Consider the following 18,194-nt stretch of genomic DNA (forward strand, 5'->3'; position numbering starts at 1 on the left):
TGCGTTTCCGACTCTATCAGATCTTTTTCCGATCCGATTTCCTCGGTGCTTTCCAGGTTCCCGCTTCCGCGTTTCCCTTTCCGGCGGTTCCGACTTTATCAGAAGTTTGGAGCCGGTCTGACCGGGCTTCGTTTTCCGATTCATCGGGGCTTCTCGGGAATCTGAATGACTCCGGAAGCGGATAGATGTTCACCGTTGCCCGCCTGCCGGACCAGTAGGTCAGCTCCAGGCAACTGTTCGAATCTACCTCCCCACCCGCTCCGTGTCAACGGCTCCGGTGGGGCGAAGAGGACACTAGCAGCTCAGCGGACGGAAACGCACATCAGGCGGCCGTCGGCACGGTGGCGCTTCGCTCGGCTGCCGCCAGGTCTCCCGTACCGCCGGCGCGTACGGCTCGGCCGCCGAGGACGTACACGTAGGTCAGGAACGCCGCCTCGGCGACGACGCCGATGCCGATGCGGGCCCAGGTGGGCAGGCCGGACGGGGTGACGAAGCCTTCGATGGCGCCGGAGACGAACAGGACCAGGGCGAGTCCGATGGCCATGCCCACGGCGGCCCGTCCTTCTTCGGCGAGCGCGGCGCGACGCGTGCGCGGGCCCGGGTCGATGAGCGTCCAGCCGAGGCGCAGTCCCGTACCGGCGGCCACGAAGACCGCGGTCAGTTCCAGCAGGCCGTGCGGGAGGACCAGGCCGAGGAAGGTGTCCAGGCGTCCGGCCGAGGACATCAGGCCGATGCCGACGCCCAGGTTGAGCATGTTCTCGAAGAGGACCCACAGGACCGGCAGTCCCAGGAACACACCGAGGACCAGGCACATCGCGGCGGCCTGGGCGTTGTTCGTCCACACCTGCGCGGCGAAGGCGGTCGCGGGATGGTCCGAGTAGTAGGTCTCGTACTCACCGCCGGGGCGCGTGAGCTGCCGTAGCTCACTGGGAGCCGCGATGGTGGCCTGCACCGCCGGGTGGGTGCCGATCCACCAGCCCAGGAGTACGGCGACGACGGTGGACAGGAGTGCCGTGGGAACCCACCAGTGGCGTGCCCGGTAGACCGCCGCGGGGAAGCCCTCCAACAGGAACCGGGTGACGTCGCGCCACGAGGCCCGCCGGGTCCCGGTCACCGCCCCGCGCGCGCGGGCGACGAGCTGGCTGAGCCGGGCGGCCAGCAGCGGGTCGGGGGCGCTGGAGCGGATGAGCGACAGATGGGTGGCGGCACGCTGGTAGAGGACGATCAGCTCGTCGGCCTCCGCACCGGTGAGGCGGCGTCGGCGGGCGAGCAGCGCTTCGAGGCGGTCCCACTCGGCTCGGTGGGCGGAGACGAAGACGTCCAGGTCCATCGTGTCTGCCTGCTCCTCGGCTGGTTGGTCGGCGGTCCGTCGGATGTGTCTGCTTGTCCTACTGCGACGCGACGGCCCTCAGCTTGGCAGACTGGCGGTTCTCGGGGCAGGCCAGGGAAGGGCGGCAGAGCGTGAGTGAGCTGGTGACGGGCGAGGCGGTGGCGCTGGAGCTGCGCCCCGCGAGACTGCCCAGCAGGGCGCTGGCCGTCCTGCTCGACCTCGCTGTGACCGTGGCCGCCTACATCCTGGTGAGCGTGGGGCTGCTGGTCGCCACGGCCTCGCTGGACGAGGCGGCGCAGGTCGCGCTGTCGATCGCGGCCTTCCTGCTGGTGCTGGTGGGCGGTCCGATCGCGGTGGAGACGCTCAGCCACGGGCGGTCCCTCGGGAAGCTGGCGTGCGGGCTGCGGGTCGTCCGGGACGACGGCGGGCCGATCAGGTTCCGGCACGCGCTGGTGCGCGGGGCGATCGGTGTGGTGGAGATCCTGATGACCTTCGGGGTCGTCGCCTGTATCGCCTCGCTGGTCTCGGCGCGGGGCCGGCGGCTGGGCGATGTGTTCGCGGGGACCCTGGTGGTGCGCGAGCGGACGGCGGCCGGCCGGATGTCCGCCGTGCCACCGCCGCCGCCCTGGCTGGCCGGGCGGTTCTCGGCCCTCGATCTGTCGGCGGTGCCCGACGGGCTGTGGCTGGCCGTGCGGCAGTACCTGACGCGGATGCAGCAGCTGGACCCGCGGGCCGGCTGGGACCTCGCGCAGCGGCTCGCCACCGATCTCTCCGCGCTCACCGGTGTTCCCGTACCGCCCGGGGTGCCGCCGGCGATGTACCTGGCCGCGGTGTTGCAGGAGCGGCAGGTACGGGAGGCCCGGCGGGCGTTCGGTCACTCTCCCGCCGGGGGCGGGCCCGAGGCGGCTCGTGCCTTCGTCGCGCCGCAGACGCCGCCCGCACCCTCCCCGGCTCCGTCTCTTTCTTCTCCTTCTCCCTCTTCCCCGTTTTCTCCGTTCTCCCCGCCTGCTTCTCCGCAGTCCCCGCCTTCCCCGGCTTCCCCGGCTTCCCCGCCTGCTTCTCCTGCCCTCTCGCCGTCTCCGGCGCCTTCCGACGCGGCGGACATGGCGGACGTGGCGGCGCGGCGGCCCGCGACCGGGTTCGTGCCGCCCGCGTAGGGCCGGTCCGTGCGGCTCTCAGGCGTCGAAGGCGGACGGCGGTGACCTGAGGTCCTCCAGTTCGATGCCGGGGGCCGCCAGGACGACGTCGCCGGAGAGGTGAACGGTGTGCCGTTCCCCGGTGTCCAGGGCTGTGACCTGGTACTCGTCCACGGTCAGGGGGCCGTTGTCAGTGGCGTGTGCTTCTCTCTTCACCAGGGCCCAGGACTGGTCCACGGTGCGGGGGGCGAGGACCGGATCCGTGAAGGTGACGAGGCGTACGCGGGTGGCGGAGGCCGAGGGGGTGAGGCGCAGGAGACGAGCGGTGGCGACGAGGAACGCGGGGGACGTGCCGGTGAAGGCGTGGGCGCGCACATTGCCTTCGGTGGCGTGGGTCCCGGTGGGGTCGGTGCGGACCCAGGTGACGCCGTCGAGGGCGGCGCCCCGCACCTGCCAGCCGCCCGCGTGGAGTTCGAGGCGGATGGGGCGGCCGAGTTCGTCGAGGGCGAGGTCGACGGAGCCGCGGTGCTCGCCCGAAGGGGCGGTGACCTGGGAGACATAGCGCCAGCCCGAGGGGCCTGGTGCGCACTGGAAGTGTTCTTCGGCGAAGGGGGTGTGATCGTGCGGATCGTGGAGCGAATAGGTGCCGCGGGGCATGGGGTTCCTGGGGCTTGACGGGCCGGTCCGGTCAACGGGGCAGGCCCCCGGCACGGGGGTGCGGGGGCCTGTCCCGGAGGACCGGGGAACCGGAGCGCCGGGCGGGGCCGCGGGTGCGGCTCGCCCGGCGCCCGGGATCGGTCAGTGGTGCCTGCGGTCGGTCAGTAGCGGTAGTGGTCCGCCTTGTACGGGCCGTCCACGTCCACACCGATGTACGCGGCCTGCTCGGGGCGGAGCCGGGTCAGCTTCACGCCGAGCGCGTCCAGGTGGAGGCGGGCGACCTTCTCGTCGAGGTGCTTGGGCAGCACGTAGACGCCGGTCGGGTACTCGTCGGGCTTGGTGAACAGCTCGATCTGGGCCAGGGTCTGGTCCGCGAAGGAGTTGGACATCACGAACGACGGGTGGCCGGTGGCGTTGCCCAGGTTCAGCAGGCGGCCCTCGGACAGCACGATGATGACCTTGCCGTCCGGGAAGGTCCAGGTGTGGACCTGCGGCTTGACCTCGTCCTTGACGATGCCGGGGATCTTCGCGAGGCCGGCCATGTCGATCTCGTTGTCGAAGTGGCCGATGTTGCCGACGATGGCCTGGTGCTTCATCTTCGCCATGTCCGAGGCGAGGATGATGTCCTTGTTGCCGGTGGTGGTGACGAAGATGTCGGCGGTCTCGACGACGTCGTCCAGGGTGGTGACCTGGTAGCCGTCCATCGCGGCCTGGAGGGCGCAGATCGGGTCGACCTCGGTGACGATCACCCGGGCGCCCTGGCCGCGCAGGGACTCCGCGCAGCCCTTGCCCACGTCGCCGTAGCCGCAGACGACGGCGGTCTTGCCGCCGATCAGGACGTCGGTGGCGCGGTTGATGCCGTCGACCAGGGAGTGCCGGCAGCCGTACTTGTTGTCGAACTTCGACTTCGTCACCGCGTCGTTGACGTTGATCGCGGGGAAGAGGAGGGTGCCGTCGCGCTGCATCTCGTACAGCCGGTGCACGCCGGTGGTGGTCTCCTCCGTGACACCGCGGATCTCGGAGGCCAGCTGGGTCCACTTCTGGGGGTTCTCGCCCAGGGTGCGGGTCAGCAGCTGGAGGATGACGCGGTGCTCGTCGGACTCGGCGGTGTCGACCGAGGGGACCTTGCCGTCCTTCTCGTACTCGACGCCCTGGTGGACGAGGAGGGTGGCGTCGCCGCCGTCGTCCAGGATCATGTTCGGGCCGCCGGTGGGGGTGTCCGGCCAGGTCAGCGCCTGCTCGGTGCACCACCAGTACTCTTCGAGGCTCTCGCCCTTCCAGGCGAAGACCGGGATGCCCTGGGGGTTCTCGGGGGTGCCGTTCGGGCCGACCGCGATGGCGGCGGCGGCGTGGTCCTGGGTGGAGAAGATGTTGCAGGACGCCCAGCGGACGCGGGCGCCGAGGGCGACCAGGGTCTCGATGAGGACGGCGGTCTGGACGGTCATGTGCAGGGAGCCGGTGACGCGGGCGCCCGCGAGCGGCTGCTGCTCCGCGTACTCCTTGCGGATCGCCATCAGGCCCGGCATCTCGTGCTCGGCGAGGGTGATCTCCTTGCGGCCGAACTCGGCCAGGGACAGGTCGGCGACCTTGAAGTCCTGCCGGTTGTCGACAGTCGTCATTACGGGCTGCTCCTCGGGATCGGGTCGAGGTGGGTACGGCTGACCTGCGCGGCGGCGGGCACGAAGGCGCCCCTCAGGACACAGGCATGCCTGCCCGCGTGCGCGCAGCGCAGTCCGTCGGAGGCCCTCTCTCCCTCGGTCGGCCCGCTCCGGGGCCGCCCGACCGCCATCAGCAGCGACGTCTGGCTCTGACCCAAGCTACACCGCGGTACCCGGCGGCCCCCAGTCCGCCTCCGGCCGGATCCGGCCGTCCGGCGCGTCAGTGACCGGTGGCGTGCGGGTTCGGTCCGCCCGGGGTGGCCTCCGGATCGGCGCCCCTGGCGGCCTCGGCCGCGCTGTAGACGTCAGGTTCGAGGTAGATGACGCGGGCGATGGGGACGGCGGCGCGGATGCGGGACTCGGCGGCGTCGATGGCGGCGGCGACCTCGGTGGCCGTGTCGTCGTGCTGGACCGCGATCTTGGCGGCGACGAGCAGTTCCTCGGGGCCGAGGTGGAGGGTGCGCATGTGGATGATGCCTGTGACGGTGTCGCCGTCGACCGTGGCGTCCTTGATCTGCTCGATCACGTCGGTCCCGGCGGCCTCGCCGAGCAGCAGCGACTTGGTCTCGGCGGCCAGCACGAGGGCGATCAGGACGAGCAGCACACCGATGCAGACGGTGCCGACGCCGTCCCAGACGCCGTTGCCGGTGAGCAGCGCGAGGCCGACGCCGCCGAGGGCGAGGACGAGTCCGATCAGGGCGCCGAAGTCCTCCAGCAGGACCACGGGCAGCTCGGGTGCCTTGGCGCGGCGGATGAACTGCGGCCAGGAGAGCTTGCCGCGCAGCTCGTTGGACTCCTTGATGGCGGTGCGGAAGGAGTAGCCCTCGGCGCAGATCGCGAAGGCGAGGACGGCCACCGGCCAGTACCAGTTCTCCAGTTCGTGCGGGTGGCTGATCTTCTCGTAGCCCTCGTAGATCGCGAACATGCCGCCGATGGAGAACAGCACGATGGAGACCAGGAAGGCGTAGATGTAGCGCTCGCGGCCGTAGCCGAACGGGTGCTGCTCGGTCGCCTCGCGCTGGGCCTTCTTGCCGCCGACCAGCAGCAGGAACTGGTTGCCGGAGTCGGCCACCGAGTGCACGCCCTCGGCGAGCATCGACGAGGAGCCGCTGAAGGCGAACGCCACGAACTTCGCTACCGCGATCGCGAGGTTGGCGCCGAGTGCCGCCACGATCGCCCTGGTGCCGCCTGACGCGCTCATCTGTCCGCGTTGTCCCTTCGCCTTCGTGCTGCCGGTGGGTCATTGTTGCAGCCCCGTCCGGCGGCGGTGCGCCGGATCCGTACGGCGGGCAGGTACCGCGGACCACGGCAGGCGGGTACGGCGAACCGGTACGGCGGACGGGCCGCCGCGGACGGGACGGTCCGCGGCGGCCCGGTGGCCGGTCGGGGCGCGGGTGTCAGACGACGACCGTGGCGCGGAAGAGCGTGCCGGTGCCGGACACCTCGGCCTTCTCGCCCGCCGGGACGAACACCGACTGCCCCGGCGTCAGTTCCTCCTCGCCCGCCCGTACCGAACCGGCCGTGCAGAGCAGGATCTGCGGGGTGGCCAGGGTGAGATCGTGGGCCGGGGCGCCCTCGGGGAGGACGTAGCGGGAGAGGCGGAACTCGTCGATGGGCGTCTCGTAGACCTCCTCGCCGTCCGGGGCGGCCTCGGGGCGCAGCACACCGGGGTCGGCCGCCTCGAAGCGGACGATGCGCAGGAGTTCGGGGACGTCGACGTGCTTGGGGGTCAGGCCGCAGCGCAGGACGTTGTCGGAGTTGGCCATGATCTCCACGCCCAGGCCGTTCAGATAGGCGTGCGGGATGCCCGCGCCGAGGAACAGGGCCTCACCGGGCTGGAGCCGGACGTGGTTGAGGAGCATGGCGGCCAGGACGCCGGGGTCGCCCGGGTAGTGGTGGGCGATGCCGGCGTACGGGGCGTGGTCGCCGCCGAGGCGGGCGCAGGCGGTGGCGGCCTCGCCGACCGTGCGGGCCGTCTCCGCGGGGTCGGCGGTGAGGATCGCGGTGAGCACCTCGCGCAGGGCCGCCTCCTCGGGGCGGGCGCGCAGCAGGTCGACGTAGGGCTTGAGGGAGTCCACGTCGAGGGCGGCGAGCAGCGCGGCGGCCTCGGCGGGCGCGCGGAAGCCGCACAGGCCGTCGAACTCGGTGAGCGCGCAGATCAGTTCGGGCTTGTGGTTGGCGTCCTTGTAGTTGCGCTGCGGGGCGTCGGCCGGGACACCGCGGCGCTCCTCGTCGGCGTAACCCTCCCGGGCCTGGTCCAGATCGGGGTGGACCTGGAGGGAGAGGGGGGCTCCGGCGGCGAGGAGTTTGAGCAGGAAGGGCAGGCGCGGGCCGAACCTGGCGACCGCCTCGGCGCCCAGTTCCCGCTCCGGGTCGGCGTCGATGACCGCGGCGAGGGTGCCGCGTCCGGTGCGCGAGGGGGCGCCGGGGTGGGCGCCCATCCACATCTCCGCCTGCGGTTCGCCGCTCGGTTCCACGCCCAGGAGGTGCGGGATGGCGGTGGTGGAACCCCAGGCGTAGGGGCGGACGGTGTTGTCGAGGCGGTCCATGTGTTTCTCTGTGTTTCTCTCTGCGATGCGGCACCCGGCGGGCCGGCCGGGTGCCGGATGTCCGGTGTCCGGGTGTCCGGTGTACGGGTGTCCGGTGTGCGGGCGGCGGTTCAGGACCGGGAGACGAGCGCCAGGTAGACGGCGGCGAAGTCCGTGACGGCGATGAGTTCCGCGAGGGTCTCGATCTCGCCGCCGGGCTCCGGTTCCAGCTCGCTGATCGGCGTGTCGTGGCTGAGGGCCAGGTCACGGGCGGCGGGCGCGGCCGTGAGGCCGCCGAGCGGGCGGTCGCGCAGCAGCACCACGCGCGCGTGCAGCGCGGGCGGTTCGTCGACGCGGTCGCGGAAGAAGTCGTCCGGGTCGGCGCTGGCGGCCAGCGGACCGGCGAGCAGGGCGCTGTGTTCGGCGAGTGCCTCGGGCAGTTCGGCGACAACGGCGGGGACGCCGGACAGTTCGGCGAGCCCGGCGGCGAACCGGCGGCCGGCGGGACCGGCCGCGACGCCCTCGGTCCAGATCACCGGGAGGGCGTCGGCCAGTTCGGCGGCGAGGGTCTTGGCCGGGTTGCTGTAGGTGGCGATGGCGGGCCCGCAGCGTTCGGCGATCTGGTCGAGCCGGTCGGCGGCGGCCTCCAGGGCGTCGGGCGGCGCGGTGAGCAGGCCGACGCGGTCCAGCAGCGCGAGCAGCGGGGTGAGCAGCGCCCACAGCACGCCGGGCGCGGATCCGGCGAGGGGTTCGTCGTGGTCGTAGGGGGCGGTCGCCATGGGGATGAACAGGCCGTGGGCGCCTGCCACGGACTCGGCGAGCGGGGTGCCCGCCGGGGCGACGGCGACGACCGTGCAGCCCCGCCGGTACGCCTGTTCGGCGAGGGTGGACAGGCTCGGCTCGGTGCCGTCGGGGGTGGCGATCAGCAGGAGGTCGACGGAGCCGGCCCAGCCGGGCAGTTCCCAGCGCAGGGCGCCGGAGGCACTGGCGACGCCGGTGGGGGCCAGCCGGGTGACGGGGCTGCCGGCGCCGGCGAGGGTGCCGAGCAGGTCGGCGGCGTGGGTGGCGGCGGCGCCCGGTCCGGCGATCAGGACGGCGCGGGGGCGGCCGTCCGGTCGGAGGTCGGCCACGCCGGCCTCCGCGGCGTGCCGGGCGGCGGTGCGGACGCGGGCTCCGGCCTCGGCCGCGCCGCGGAGCAGTCCGCGGTGGTCGGCGTCGGCGAGCGCCTCGGGGGCGTCGAGCAGCGTTTCGTCGATCATGTGCGGCAGCCTCCGATCGGTGCCGATCGCCGGGCACCGGGGCGTCTGGACGGCGGGGGGTCGGGACGGCGGATCGTCGCGGCGGCGGGGCGGGCGGCGCGGGGGCGGCGTGACCTGAGGACGGCTGGGCGGCGGACGGTGCGTCGCCGTCGTCCCGTGTCCGGGCCGCGTTCCCGTCCGGGTGGGCCGGGCTTGCGTCCGGGGGGGCCGGGGTCCCGGTTTGCGTCCGGGTGGGCCGGGCCTCCGGCCCTGCGGACCGTCCGTCCGGGATCGCTGGACCCGTGCGGGGGCCGTACGACCGGGTGGTGGACGCCTGCCGGTTCCGTCGGTCCCGGGCCGGTCGGCCCTCGGGTCCGCCTCGGCCCTCGGTCCGCCGCCCCGGTGCTCGGTCCGCCCCTGTCCTCGGCTCCGCCGGTTCCGGGACCGGTTCGGTCCCGGGGCGCCGGACTCCTCGGGGTGTCCGGTCGCGGCTGCCCGGCGCCGTGGCGGCGGTCAGGCCGGGCGGCGGGCCTCGTCCACCAGCAGGACGGGGATGCCGTCGCGGACCGGGTAGGCCAGACCGCAGTCCTCACCGGTGCAGATCAGCTCGGTGTCCTGCTCCTTGAGGGGGGCGTGGCAGGCCGGGCAGGCCAGGATCTCCAGGAGGCCGGCTTCGAGCGGCATGGGTGTTCCCTTCGGGACGCGGGGTGCGTATGGGGTTGTACGGACGTGCCTGGTCAGCGTACCGCCGGTCGGGGCACCGGTGGCGGGGTCCGGCGGGGTGGCCGCTCAGCCCCTGATGATCTCCAGGACCTCGTCGCGGACCTTGGCCATCGTGGCCTCGTCGCGTGCCTCCGCGTTCAGCCGCAGCAGCGGTTCGGTGTTGGAGGGGCGGACGTTGAACCACCAGTCGGCGGCGCTGACCGTGAGGCCGTCGAGTTCGTCGAGGGTGACGTCGTCGCGGCCCGCGTAGGCGGACCGGAGCGCGGCGAGGCGGGCGGCCTGGTCGGCGACGGTGGAGTTGATCTCTCCGGAGCCCTCGTAGCGGTCGTAGCGGGCGACCAGGGCGGACAGCGGCTTGTCCTGGCCGCCGAGCGCCGCGAGGACGTGCAGGGCCGCCAGCATGCCCGTGTCGGCGTTCCAGAAGTCCTTGAAGTAGTAGTGCGCGGAGTGCTCGCCGCCGAAGATCGCACCGGTACGGGCCATCTCGGCCTTGATGAAGGAGTGGCCGACGCGGGTGCGGACGGGGGTGCCGCCGTTCTCCTTCACCACTTCGGGGACCGAACGGGAGGTGATCAGGTTGTGGATGATCGCGCCCCGGCCGCCGTTGCGGGCCAGTTCGCGGGCGGCGACCAGCGCGGTGACGGCCGAGGGCGGGACCGGGTCGCCGTGTTCGTCGACCACGAAGCAGCGGTCGGCGTCGCCGTCGAAGGCGAGGCCGAGGTCGGCGCCCTCGGCGCGGACCCGCCGCTGGAGGTCGACGAGGTTCGCCGGGTCGAGCGGGTTGGCCTCGTGGTGCGGGAAGGTGCCGTCCAGTTCGAAGTACATCGGGACGAGGTCGACGGGCAGACCGGTCAGGACGGTGGGGACGGTGTGGCCGCCCATGCCGTTGCCCGCGTCGACGACGACCTTCAGCGGGCGGATGGAGCTGACGTCGACGAGGGAGCGCAGATGGGCGGCGTAGTCCTCCAGCGTGTCCCGCCGGGTGACCGCTCCGGGGCGGTCGGCCGGCTGCGGGGCGCCCGACTCGCTCCAGCGCTCGGCGAGTTCGCGGATCTCGGCGAGGCCGGTGTCCTGGCCCACGGGGGCCGCGCCCGCGCGGCACATCTTGATGCCGTTGTACCGGGCCGGGTTGTGCGAGGCCGTGAACATCGCGCCCGGCAGGTCCAACGCGCCCGAGGCGTAGTACAGCTGGTCCGTCGAGCAGAGCCCGATCTCGGTGACGTCGACGCCGCAGCGCACCGCGCCGCGGGCGAAGGCGCGGGCCAGGCCGGGCGAGGAGGGCCGCATGTCGTGGCCGGTGACCAGGGCGCTCGCCCCGGTCACCCGGGCGAAGGCCGCTCCGAACAGCTCGGCCAGCGGCTCGTCCCACTGGTCCGGGACCACCCCGCGCACGTCGTACGCCTTGACGATCTGCGACAGATCAGCAGCCACGGCCAACCCTTCTGAAGTCCCTGTCGGTCCCCACAAACTACCCGTCCCGGGCAGTGCGGCCCGCGCATGAACCGGGTGCGGCACGAGTGCCGCCGGACACACCGACCGCACGGGACGCGGCGCGCGGGACGTGGGGAAGGGAGAGGGCGGGCGGTGCGCGGATCCCCGACTCGGGCCGTGGTGAACGGTTTTGTCAGTTGTCCGGTGAGCGGAGGACCCGCAGATGGCCGCGGCGCGCGACCTCCATCGGGTCGGCTCCGCGGGCGCCGCCGCCGGCTTCGGCCGCGCGCTCCTGCGGGCGGGCCGCCTCGCGCACGGCGTTGGCGAGCGCCTCCAGGTCGTCGCCGCTGGGCCGGGCCGGAGCCGAACCGTCGAGGAGCCGGACGACCTCCCAGCCGCGCGGGGCGGTGAGGCGCTCGGAGTGCTCGGCGCACAGGTCGTAGCAGTGCGGCTCGGCGTAGGTGGCGAGCGGGCCGAGGACGGCGGTCGAGTCGGCGTAGACGTACGTCAGCGTCGCTACGGCGGGACGGCCGCAAGCGGTGCGCGAACAGCGACGTACAGGGCTCACGACGTTGGACGGTACCGCACTCTTGAGCGGGCCGCGACGACTCTCCACCAGGTCACTCCACCGTGTCGTGCTGTGAAACACCCCACATGCTCCTTCAACACCACCTTACTGACCAGCGTTGACGGCATATGACGGGATCCCGAACACCCCTTGTTCCGGTCACGAGTAGGTACAAACACCGTCAATTGCCTTGAGATCGGCGGCCTCGGAGAGATACGCAATCGAGTCCGAGCTTGGCCGGATCCGGTGCCGGGTGACCGGTTGCCGTACGGATCGCGCGGGCGGACGGCCGGGCCCCGCGGCGGTGGGCGCGGCCGGACGGCACGGTGCCGGGACGGTGTCCGCAACGAGGCGGGCGGGGGTCGCGAGGACTACCCTTCACCAGTGATGGACAACCGTGTACCGCCCCGTGCCGCAGGCCCCGGGCCCCGCCGACGTGATCGCCACGGCCGGGGCATGCGCGGCCCGATCGCACCGCCCCAGGTGCCGCTCGCCGCGAGCCGCGCCGAGGTGTTCGCGGACCTGGTGCAGGACTCCGTGGAGCGTCTGGAGCGGCGGTGGCCGCAACTGGCCGACATCGACTTCCTCGTGCTGGACGTGCCGCGTCCGGCCGGGCCCGGACAGTCCTGGAGCGACGAACCGGTGCCGCTCGGGGACGCCTTCCCGGCGGAGGCCGGGAAGACGGCGCGGGTGGTGGTCTACCGGCGTCCGGTGGAGATCCGCAGCAAGGGCCGCGACGAGCGGGCCGCCCTGGTGCACGAGATCGTGGTCGAGCAGGTGGCCGAACTGCTGGGCCTGACACCGGAGACGGTCGACCCGCGCTACGGCGAGGACTGACCGCACGGCACCGGCCGCACGGCATCGGCTGCACGGCATCGGCTGCACGGCACCGGCCGCGCCGCGCCGCACTGGATGTCAGCCGTGCGTGCGCGGCCGGTCGCGGAGCGCTGTCAGCCGTGCGGTGCCGCCGGTCCTGGAGCGCGGTGCCGTCATTTCTGGAGCACCGACACGTCCTCGTCGGCCTGCGGCACCGACACCGTGCCCCGGTCGTCCGGCAGGGTCTGGACGGTGAAGCCGGGGACGCCCTCCTCCGTCGCCATGAGGGTGCGGGCCCCGTACACCGGGCCGCCGGACAGCCGCTCCACCGTCAGCGCGTAGCTCCCCTTCAGACCGGACGGCCGGGGCGGGTCGATGTCCTGGGTGGTGCCCGCCTTGATCGTGTACGTCTTCGACTGGGCCGTACCGCCCTCGCTGCCCGCCGACGCGGTGACTCTGACCTGGGCGGTGGCGGTGGGCGCGGTCAGCGACAGCGTCGAGCCCTTCGCGCTGTTGTCGGCCGAGGTGGCCCGGGTCCCGATCGGTCCGGACGCCGGGATGAACGCCGTCTCCTGCTTGCCGCCCTTGCCACGGGTCACGCGCACCGCGGCGACGACCGGAACGGCCGCCTGCCCCTGGCTGAGCACCAGCGAGCCCGCCTCGCCGCGGGTGAGGTCGCCCAGGTCGACGCCGGTCGTCATACCGCCCTTCAGGTGCACGGTCTCGTGTCCCGCGGGAGTGATCAGACCGGTCGGCGAGGCCAGTTGGACCTTCAGGTCGGTGTCGGCGTCGGCCGCGGTGAAGGCGATCAGCCGCACGGAGGTGGCGTCCTTGGGGATGCCGGGCAGCACCAGGGAGGACGCCGGGTCCGCGGCGGCGGCCAGCCAGTCCCCGCCGATCTTCTCGTCGAGGGCCTGCACCGCGGCGCCGACCCGGCCGCTGCGCACGGTCACATGGACCGTGACGTCCTCCTGCCGGGTGTCGCCGAGCGTGGACAGCAGGACCGGCTCGCTGGAGCGCGGGCCGACGGTGATGCCCTCCCCCACCTCCGACTTCACCGCGCCGTCCTTGCCGTACAGCTGGATGTCGACGACGGCGGCGGAGTCGTCGGGGTTGGTCAGGTGGACGTAGTCCGAGCGTCCCGCGGCGGTGCTCGCGCCGGGGAACCAGAACTCGGTGTCCGGGGCGGTGCAGTCCATGCCCAGCAGCCCGCGCCCGGCGCCCGCCGCGACCTCGGTGGTCTGCTGCATGGTCCAGCCGGGCGCGAACTTGCCCTCGGCGGTGCCGATCAGCGCGGGCGCGTCACCGCCGGAGGTGTCCCCGGTGACCGGCTTGCCCGGCTCCTTGGGCTGGAGGGCGGGCTTGTCGGCCTTCTTCTTGTCCTTGTCCTTGTCTTTTCCCTTGCTCTTGCCCTTGCTTGCCGAGTTGTCGGCGCCGCCGTCCGACTGCTGGGTGGCGGAGCTGAGTTCGGCCTTGCCGTCGGCTCCGGTGCCGTTCGTCACGGGAGTGAAGGACGTGTAGGAGGTGTCGGCTATGTCCGAGTCGCTCGGTGCCGGGCAGACCAGCGTGGTGCGCTCCACCGGCAGTTGGGCGGCGGCCCGCGCGGGAGCGGTGCCCGCCTCGGCGGGCCCTTCCAGCGCGGCGAACCCGGTGACGGCGGCGAGCGCGGCCGCACCGGCGATCAGGGACAGGGTCGTGCGGTTCACTGCTGGCTCCCGTCGGGGCGCTCACTGCCGTTGCCGTGCGGGTGGTGCTGGTGCTGCTGTGCCGGGTCGTACGGCTGCTCGCCGTACGGCTGCTCCTCGTAGGGCTGGTGGTACGTCTGGTCGTAGCCGCCGGGAGCCGGTCGGCCGCCGTAGGCGTACGGGTCGTACTGGCCGCTCTGGTACGGATCGGCCTGGCCGCCCTGGTACGTCTGGTCGTACCCGCCCGTCGTGTACTGCTGGGGCGGGGCCGCGGCCTGGTACTGCTGGTCGCCGTAGGCGCCGTAGTCGGTGGCCGCCGGGGCACCGGCGTAGGCGGTGGTGTCCCACTCGCCGTAGGACTGCTGCTGCGGTACGGCGGCCGGGGCGCCCTCCTCGTGCGCGGGCTCGGCGGCCGGGTCCTGCCCGGTCTCCTGGGCGCTCTCCTCGGCCTCCGCCTGGGCACGCAGCCGGCGGGCCCTGCGGCCCTCGCCGGTGACGGGCTGCGCGGGGACGGGCTGCTCCTCCTCGGGCAGGTCGTCGTCGACGTCGCGGCGGCGGCCGGGCAGGGCGAGCACCACCAGCACGACGGCGAGCAGGCCCTGCGCCCACAGCCAGGCGGTACGGGTGAACGGGGCGTCGAAGGTGACGTCGAGCTTTCCGCCCGAGGCGGGGAGCTCGAAGCCCTGGGCCCAGCCGTCGACGGTGGTGCGGGTGAGCGGCTTGCCGTCCAGGGTGGCGCTCCAGCCCGCGGCGGCGGAGTCGGCCAGGCGCAGCACCCGGCCCTCGGCACCGGCCGGGACGGTGGTGTGGATCTCCACGGGACCGGCGGCGACGGGCTGGGCCGCGGCCGTGCCCGAGCCGGTGCCGCCGCCCGGGGCCGCGGCGGGCACGATGGCGGCGCGCGAGACCTCCTGGTTCACCCGCCACAGTGCGCTGCCGTCCTGCTGGCTGAGCCGGGACAGGCCGGGCGTGGCGTCCAGGACCCGGGTGATCTCGCGGGGGGCGCCCTTGTGCACGAGGACGTAGCGCACGGCGAAGCCGCCGAGCTGTCCGGCCTGGTCGGCGCCGGAGCCCGCGACCAGGTTGGCGACGACCTTGTCGAGCCTGCTGTTGCCGCTGCCTGCCGCGGCCAGTTCGGCGTCGCCCATGCGGACGCCGGAGCCGCGCACCAGCATGTAGCCGACGTGCGCCGGGGAGTCGCTGTCGAGGACCAGGGTCCGGGCCTGGTCGCGGGTGCTGCTCTCCTCGGCGACGAACGCGGGCACCTGCACCGGGTCGCGCCGCTCCAGCGGGCCGTCGGCGCCGCGGATCATCCAGCCCGCGACGACGAGCAGCGGACCGGCCGCGGCGGCGAAGGCGATCAGCGCGGCGACCGGCTGGCGCCAGCCGAAGCTCTGCTCGGCCACGCGCGCGCGTGCCCCGTCGGCGCCGAGCAGGGCGGCGGCCAGGAGGGCGAGGCCGTAGACGAGGGTCGCGGGTCCGGCCCAGGTGGAGTCGTTGGACAGGACGGCGAAGACGAGCGACACCAGGGCGACCGTCCAGGCGGCCCAGACGGCGGCCTGGCGCTGCGTGCGCAGCAGGGCGGCCAGCGCGGCCAGGACGATGCCGATGAGCATCAGTCCGTGCACCGTGCCGGGTCCACCGGGGGCGGCGCCCAGCAGGTCCAGGGCGGAGGCGGCCGAGGAGCCGTACTCCAGGCCGGCCTCCTGGAAGAAGCCGGACGGCAGCAGCGTCAGCGACCAGGGGGCGAGCAGCAGCAGCGGGGTGAGGATCTGGGCCAGGAAGCGCAGCAGGCGCGCCACGAGGTCGCCGCGGCGCACGGCCAGCGGCACCAGGCCGAGGACCAGCGCGAGGGGCCAGACGATGGGGGTGAAGGCGGTGGTGATCGTCAGCAGGAGGGCGTACGCCCAGGTGGCGCGCCAGCTGCCGCGCGTGCCCGCCGGGGCGGTGAGCCCGGTGGCGGCGACGCCCGCGCGGGCGATGAGCGGCAGCAGGACGGCGAGCACCGCGGTGCCGACGCGGCCGCCTGCCAGGGCGCCGGTGGTGGCGGGCAGCACGGCGTAGACGACGGCCGCCCAGGCGCGCAGCAGCCGGGACGGGATCAGGGGGCGGGAGGCGAAGTACGCGGTGAATCCGGCCAGCGGCACGGCGCCGACCAGCAGCACGGTGACGGCGAGTCCCGTGGAGCCGAGCAGCAGGGACGCGAGCAGCGCCACGATCGCCAGGTAGGGCGGCGCGGAGGAGGTGCCTCCGGCGCCGACCGGGTGCCAGGAGTCGAGGTAGCGCGCCCACAGGTCGCCGGAGCCGGGCGGGGCGGGCAGCAGGGCGCCGCCCGCGAGCGCGCCGCCGCCGAGCAGGCCGCGGCAGGCGATCAGGGAGACGAGCAGCAGGACCAGGAAGAGCACCGGGCCGGGTTTGCGGGCGATGCGCTTGAGCCGGGCGAACTGCTCGATCTCCAGGAAGTCGGCGTCCTCGCCGCCGGGTCCCGACTCGATCGCGCCGCCGTGCCGGCCCGCGGAGGAGACCTCGGGGTCGGAGCCGCCGACGAGGTTGCCCGCGACCTGTTCGACGGTGGCGCGGACGGTGGCGCCGGGCGGCGGGAACAGGGGGCGCAGTTCCCCCTTGTCGATCTGCGGTGCGCCGCGCGCGCGTCGGCCCGCGATGATCCGCTCGGGGCGCAGCAGGGTGCCGGCCAGGCCGCGGATCTCGTCGAGGGCCTGTCCGGGGACCTTGCCGACGAGGTAGGCGAGGGTGCGCAGCAGGGTGCCGACGACGATCCGCACCAGGACCCAGGGCAGCGCGGCGGTGCGGGTGTTGACGAGCAGGGTGTAGACGGCGCCCGCCTTGTCGACCTTGTGCGGGGAGGCCGCGGTGCGGCCCACGCAGTCGACGGTGCGGCGCTCGCGGGAGGCCGCCTCGGCGTGGCGTACGACGGCGTCGGGGGCGACGAGGACGCGGTGTCCGGCCATGTGGGCGCGCCAGCACAGGTCGACGTCGTCGCGCATCAGGGGCAGCCGGCGGTCGAATCCGCCGAGCTGTTCGAAGATGTCACGCCGGACCAGCATGCCGGCGGTGGACACCGACAGGACGGGCTGCACGTGGTCGTGCTGGCCCTGGTCCTGTTCGCGGCGGTCCAGACCGGTCCAGCGGCGGCCGGAGTTGGCGATGCTGACGCCGACTTCGAGGAGTTGGCGGCGGTCGTACCAGCCGCGCAGCTTGGGGCCGACGACGGCGACGTCCTCGCGGCCGAGTTCGTACTCGTTGTCGACGACGCGCAACAGGTGGGCGAGGGCGTCCGGTTCGGGGGCGCAGTCGTCGTGCAGGAGCCACAGCCACTGCACAGGTTCGCCGTGCGGGAGGTCGGGCAGGTCGTAGGCGTCGTCGCGCCAGGTGCGCGTGACGGGGTCCCAGCCGCTGGGGCGCTTGAGGTAGGGCAGTTCGTCCGGGGTGAGGCGGGGGGCGGTGCGGACGGCCTCCTCGACGGCCTGGCCGAAGCCGGTGCGGCGGGCGAGGTGGAGCACCCGGTCGTCGCCGAGGGCCTCGCCGAGGACCTGGGCGGACGCGTCGGCGCTGCCGGTGTCGGCCGCGACCGCGTACTGGACGGGGCGTTCCTGGCCGAGCAGTCCGGCGAGCGCGTCGGGCAGCCAGCGGGCGCCGTCGTGGGAGACGAGCACGGCGGTCACGATGTGCCGCGGGTACTCGGGCGGGCGGTCGGGGTCGGACTGCGCCGGGGCGTATCGCGTGGCGCGCGGGGGGTCCGACGGCGCTGCGCCGTCGTGGTGGGCTGCCGTACGGCTGTGCACGGACATCGAGATACACGGCCCCGGTTCGATGGACTGCGGTGGACGCCCGTGCCTGCTGAGGGCGGCGGGCGTCTCGGACGAGCGACCACACTACTGGCTGGGCAAGACGGCGGCCCGCCGCCTGTGGATAACCCACCTGCGACGGGCCGTTCGTGAGGATTCTGCGGGGATCTGCGCGGTGTCGGTCCGGCCGGGCGGCGCGGCCGGACAGGGGCCGGAGCCCTGCCGGGCGGCGGCCGGAGCCGGGTTCAGACGGCGGCCTTCTTCAGGCGGCGGCGTTCACGCTCGGACAGACCGCCCCAGATGCCGAAGCGTTCGTCGTTGGCGAGGGCGTACTCGAGGCATTCGGAGCGGACCTCGCAGGCGAGGCAGACCTTCTTGGCCTCGCGGGTGGAGCCGCCCTTCTCGGGGAAGAAGGACTCGGGGTCGGTCTGGGCGCACAGCGCGCGCTCCTGCCAGCCGAGTTCCTCGTCCGCGTCGTCGACCAGCAGTTGCTGCACCAGCTCGGTCATGTGCGCCCCTCGTCTGTCTTTCGCGTCCCCGTGATGTAGCCGTTACCGATACCGGCTGAACGACACGAGTGAAATTACAAGTGTGCTGCTCCGGGCGAGTCAAGCCGAG

At 73.5% G+C, this 18,194-nt stretch carries 14 protein-coding genes; 2 read left to right on the forward strand and 12 right to left on the reverse strand.

Annotated elements, in window-relative coordinates; all coding sequences use genetic code 11:
- Positions 1-322: 322 nt before the first annotated feature.
- Positions 323-1,330 carry a stage II sporulation protein M gene (locus ACWDYF_RS12400; protein WP_389462884.1) on the reverse strand — a complete coding sequence of 336 codons (1,008 nt, stop codon included), beginning with the start codon at positions 1,328-1,330 and terminating at the stop codon, positions 323-325.
- Between the two features lie 131 nt (positions 1,331-1,461).
- On the opposite strand from ACWDYF_RS12400, the gene ACWDYF_RS12405 reads away from it, so the two are divergent.
- The gene (locus ACWDYF_RS12405; RefSeq protein WP_389462885.1) at positions 1,462-2,487 is read left to right on the forward strand and encodes an RDD family protein; all 1,026 of its coding nucleotides are present in this window, start codon (positions 1,462-1,464) and stop codon (positions 2,485-2,487) included.
- Positions 2,488-2,505: 18 nt separating this feature from the next.
- Here the strand turns inward: ACWDYF_RS12405 and ACWDYF_RS12410 are convergent, their stop codons facing one another.
- The 8 genes from ACWDYF_RS12410 to ACWDYF_RS12445 form a co-directional block, all read right to left on the reverse strand.
- Positions 2,506-3,123 carry a hypothetical protein gene (locus tag ACWDYF_RS12410; protein WP_389462886.1) on the reverse strand — a complete coding sequence of 206 codons (618 nt, stop codon included), beginning with the start codon at positions 3,121-3,123 and terminating at the stop codon, positions 2,506-2,508.
- A gap of 161 nt (positions 3,124-3,284) precedes the next feature.
- Positions 3,285-4,742: an adenosylhomocysteinase gene (ahcY, locus tag ACWDYF_RS12415; RefSeq protein ID WP_018567006.1), complete on the reverse strand. Its 1,458-nt coding sequence runs from the start codon at positions 4,740-4,742 to the stop codon at positions 3,285-3,287.
- A gap of 259 nt (positions 4,743-5,001) precedes the next feature.
- Positions 5,002-5,982 (reverse strand): cation diffusion facilitator family transporter, encoded by a 981-nt coding sequence (locus ACWDYF_RS12420; RefSeq protein ID WP_389462887.1) that lies wholly within the window; start codon positions 5,980-5,982, stop codon positions 5,002-5,004.
- 196 nt (positions 5,983-6,178) lie between these two features.
- Positions 6,179-7,330: a mannose-6-phosphate isomerase, class I gene (manA, locus tag ACWDYF_RS12425; RefSeq protein WP_389462888.1), complete on the reverse strand. Its 1,152-nt coding sequence runs from the start codon at positions 7,328-7,330 to the stop codon at positions 6,179-6,181.
- A gap of 110 nt (positions 7,331-7,440) precedes the next feature.
- Complete coding sequence (locus tag ACWDYF_RS12430; RefSeq protein WP_389462889.1) at positions 7,441-8,568, reverse strand: SIS domain-containing protein; 1,128 nt, start codon at positions 8,566-8,568, stop codon at positions 7,441-7,443.
- A gap of 492 nt (positions 8,569-9,060) precedes the next feature.
- Positions 9,061-9,231, reverse strand: coding sequence for a Trm112 family protein (locus ACWDYF_RS12435; RefSeq protein ID WP_018567001.1), 171 nt, complete (start codon positions 9,229-9,231; stop codon positions 9,061-9,063).
- 105 nt (positions 9,232-9,336) lie between these two features.
- The gene (locus ACWDYF_RS12440) at positions 9,337-10,701 is read right to left on the reverse strand and encodes a phosphomannomutase/phosphoglucomutase (protein ID WP_389462890.1); all 1,365 of its coding nucleotides are present in this window, start codon (positions 10,699-10,701) and stop codon (positions 9,337-9,339) included.
- Positions 10,702-10,894: 193 nt separating this feature from the next.
- Entirely contained in the window at positions 10,895-11,317 is a 423-nt protein-coding gene (locus ACWDYF_RS12445) for a DUF3499 domain-containing protein (protein WP_026252400.1), read from the reverse strand.
- Between the two features lie 339 nt (positions 11,318-11,656).
- Here ACWDYF_RS12445 and ACWDYF_RS12450 point away from each other — a divergent pair, with 339 nt between their 5' ends.
- Positions 11,657-12,106: a metallopeptidase family protein gene (locus ACWDYF_RS12450; RefSeq protein ID WP_078510080.1), complete on the forward strand. Its 450-nt coding sequence runs from the start codon at positions 11,657-11,659 to the stop codon at positions 12,104-12,106.
- 152 nt (positions 12,107-12,258) lie between these two features.
- On the opposite strand, the gene ACWDYF_RS12455 is transcribed toward ACWDYF_RS12450, so the two are convergent.
- The 3 genes from ACWDYF_RS12455 to ACWDYF_RS12465 form a co-directional block, all read right to left on the reverse strand.
- A complete protein-coding gene (locus ACWDYF_RS12455) occupies positions 12,259-13,791 on the reverse strand; it encodes a DUF5719 family protein (protein WP_381737730.1) in 1,533 nt (510 codons plus the stop codon).
- Positions 13,788-17,579, reverse strand: coding sequence for a glycosyltransferase (locus ACWDYF_RS12460; protein WP_389462891.1), 3,792 nt, complete (start codon positions 17,577-17,579; stop codon positions 13,788-13,790). The genes ACWDYF_RS12455 and ACWDYF_RS12460 overlap by 4 nt, the downstream gene beginning before the upstream one ends.
- 242 nt (positions 17,580-17,821) lie before the next feature.
- A complete protein-coding gene (locus ACWDYF_RS12465; protein ID WP_003975777.1) occupies positions 17,822-18,085 on the reverse strand; it encodes a WhiB family transcriptional regulator in 264 nt (87 codons plus the stop codon).
- Positions 18,086-18,194: the final 109 nt, after the last annotated feature.

The sequence above is a fragment of the Streptomyces sp. NPDC003284 genome, from assembly GCF_053589675.1.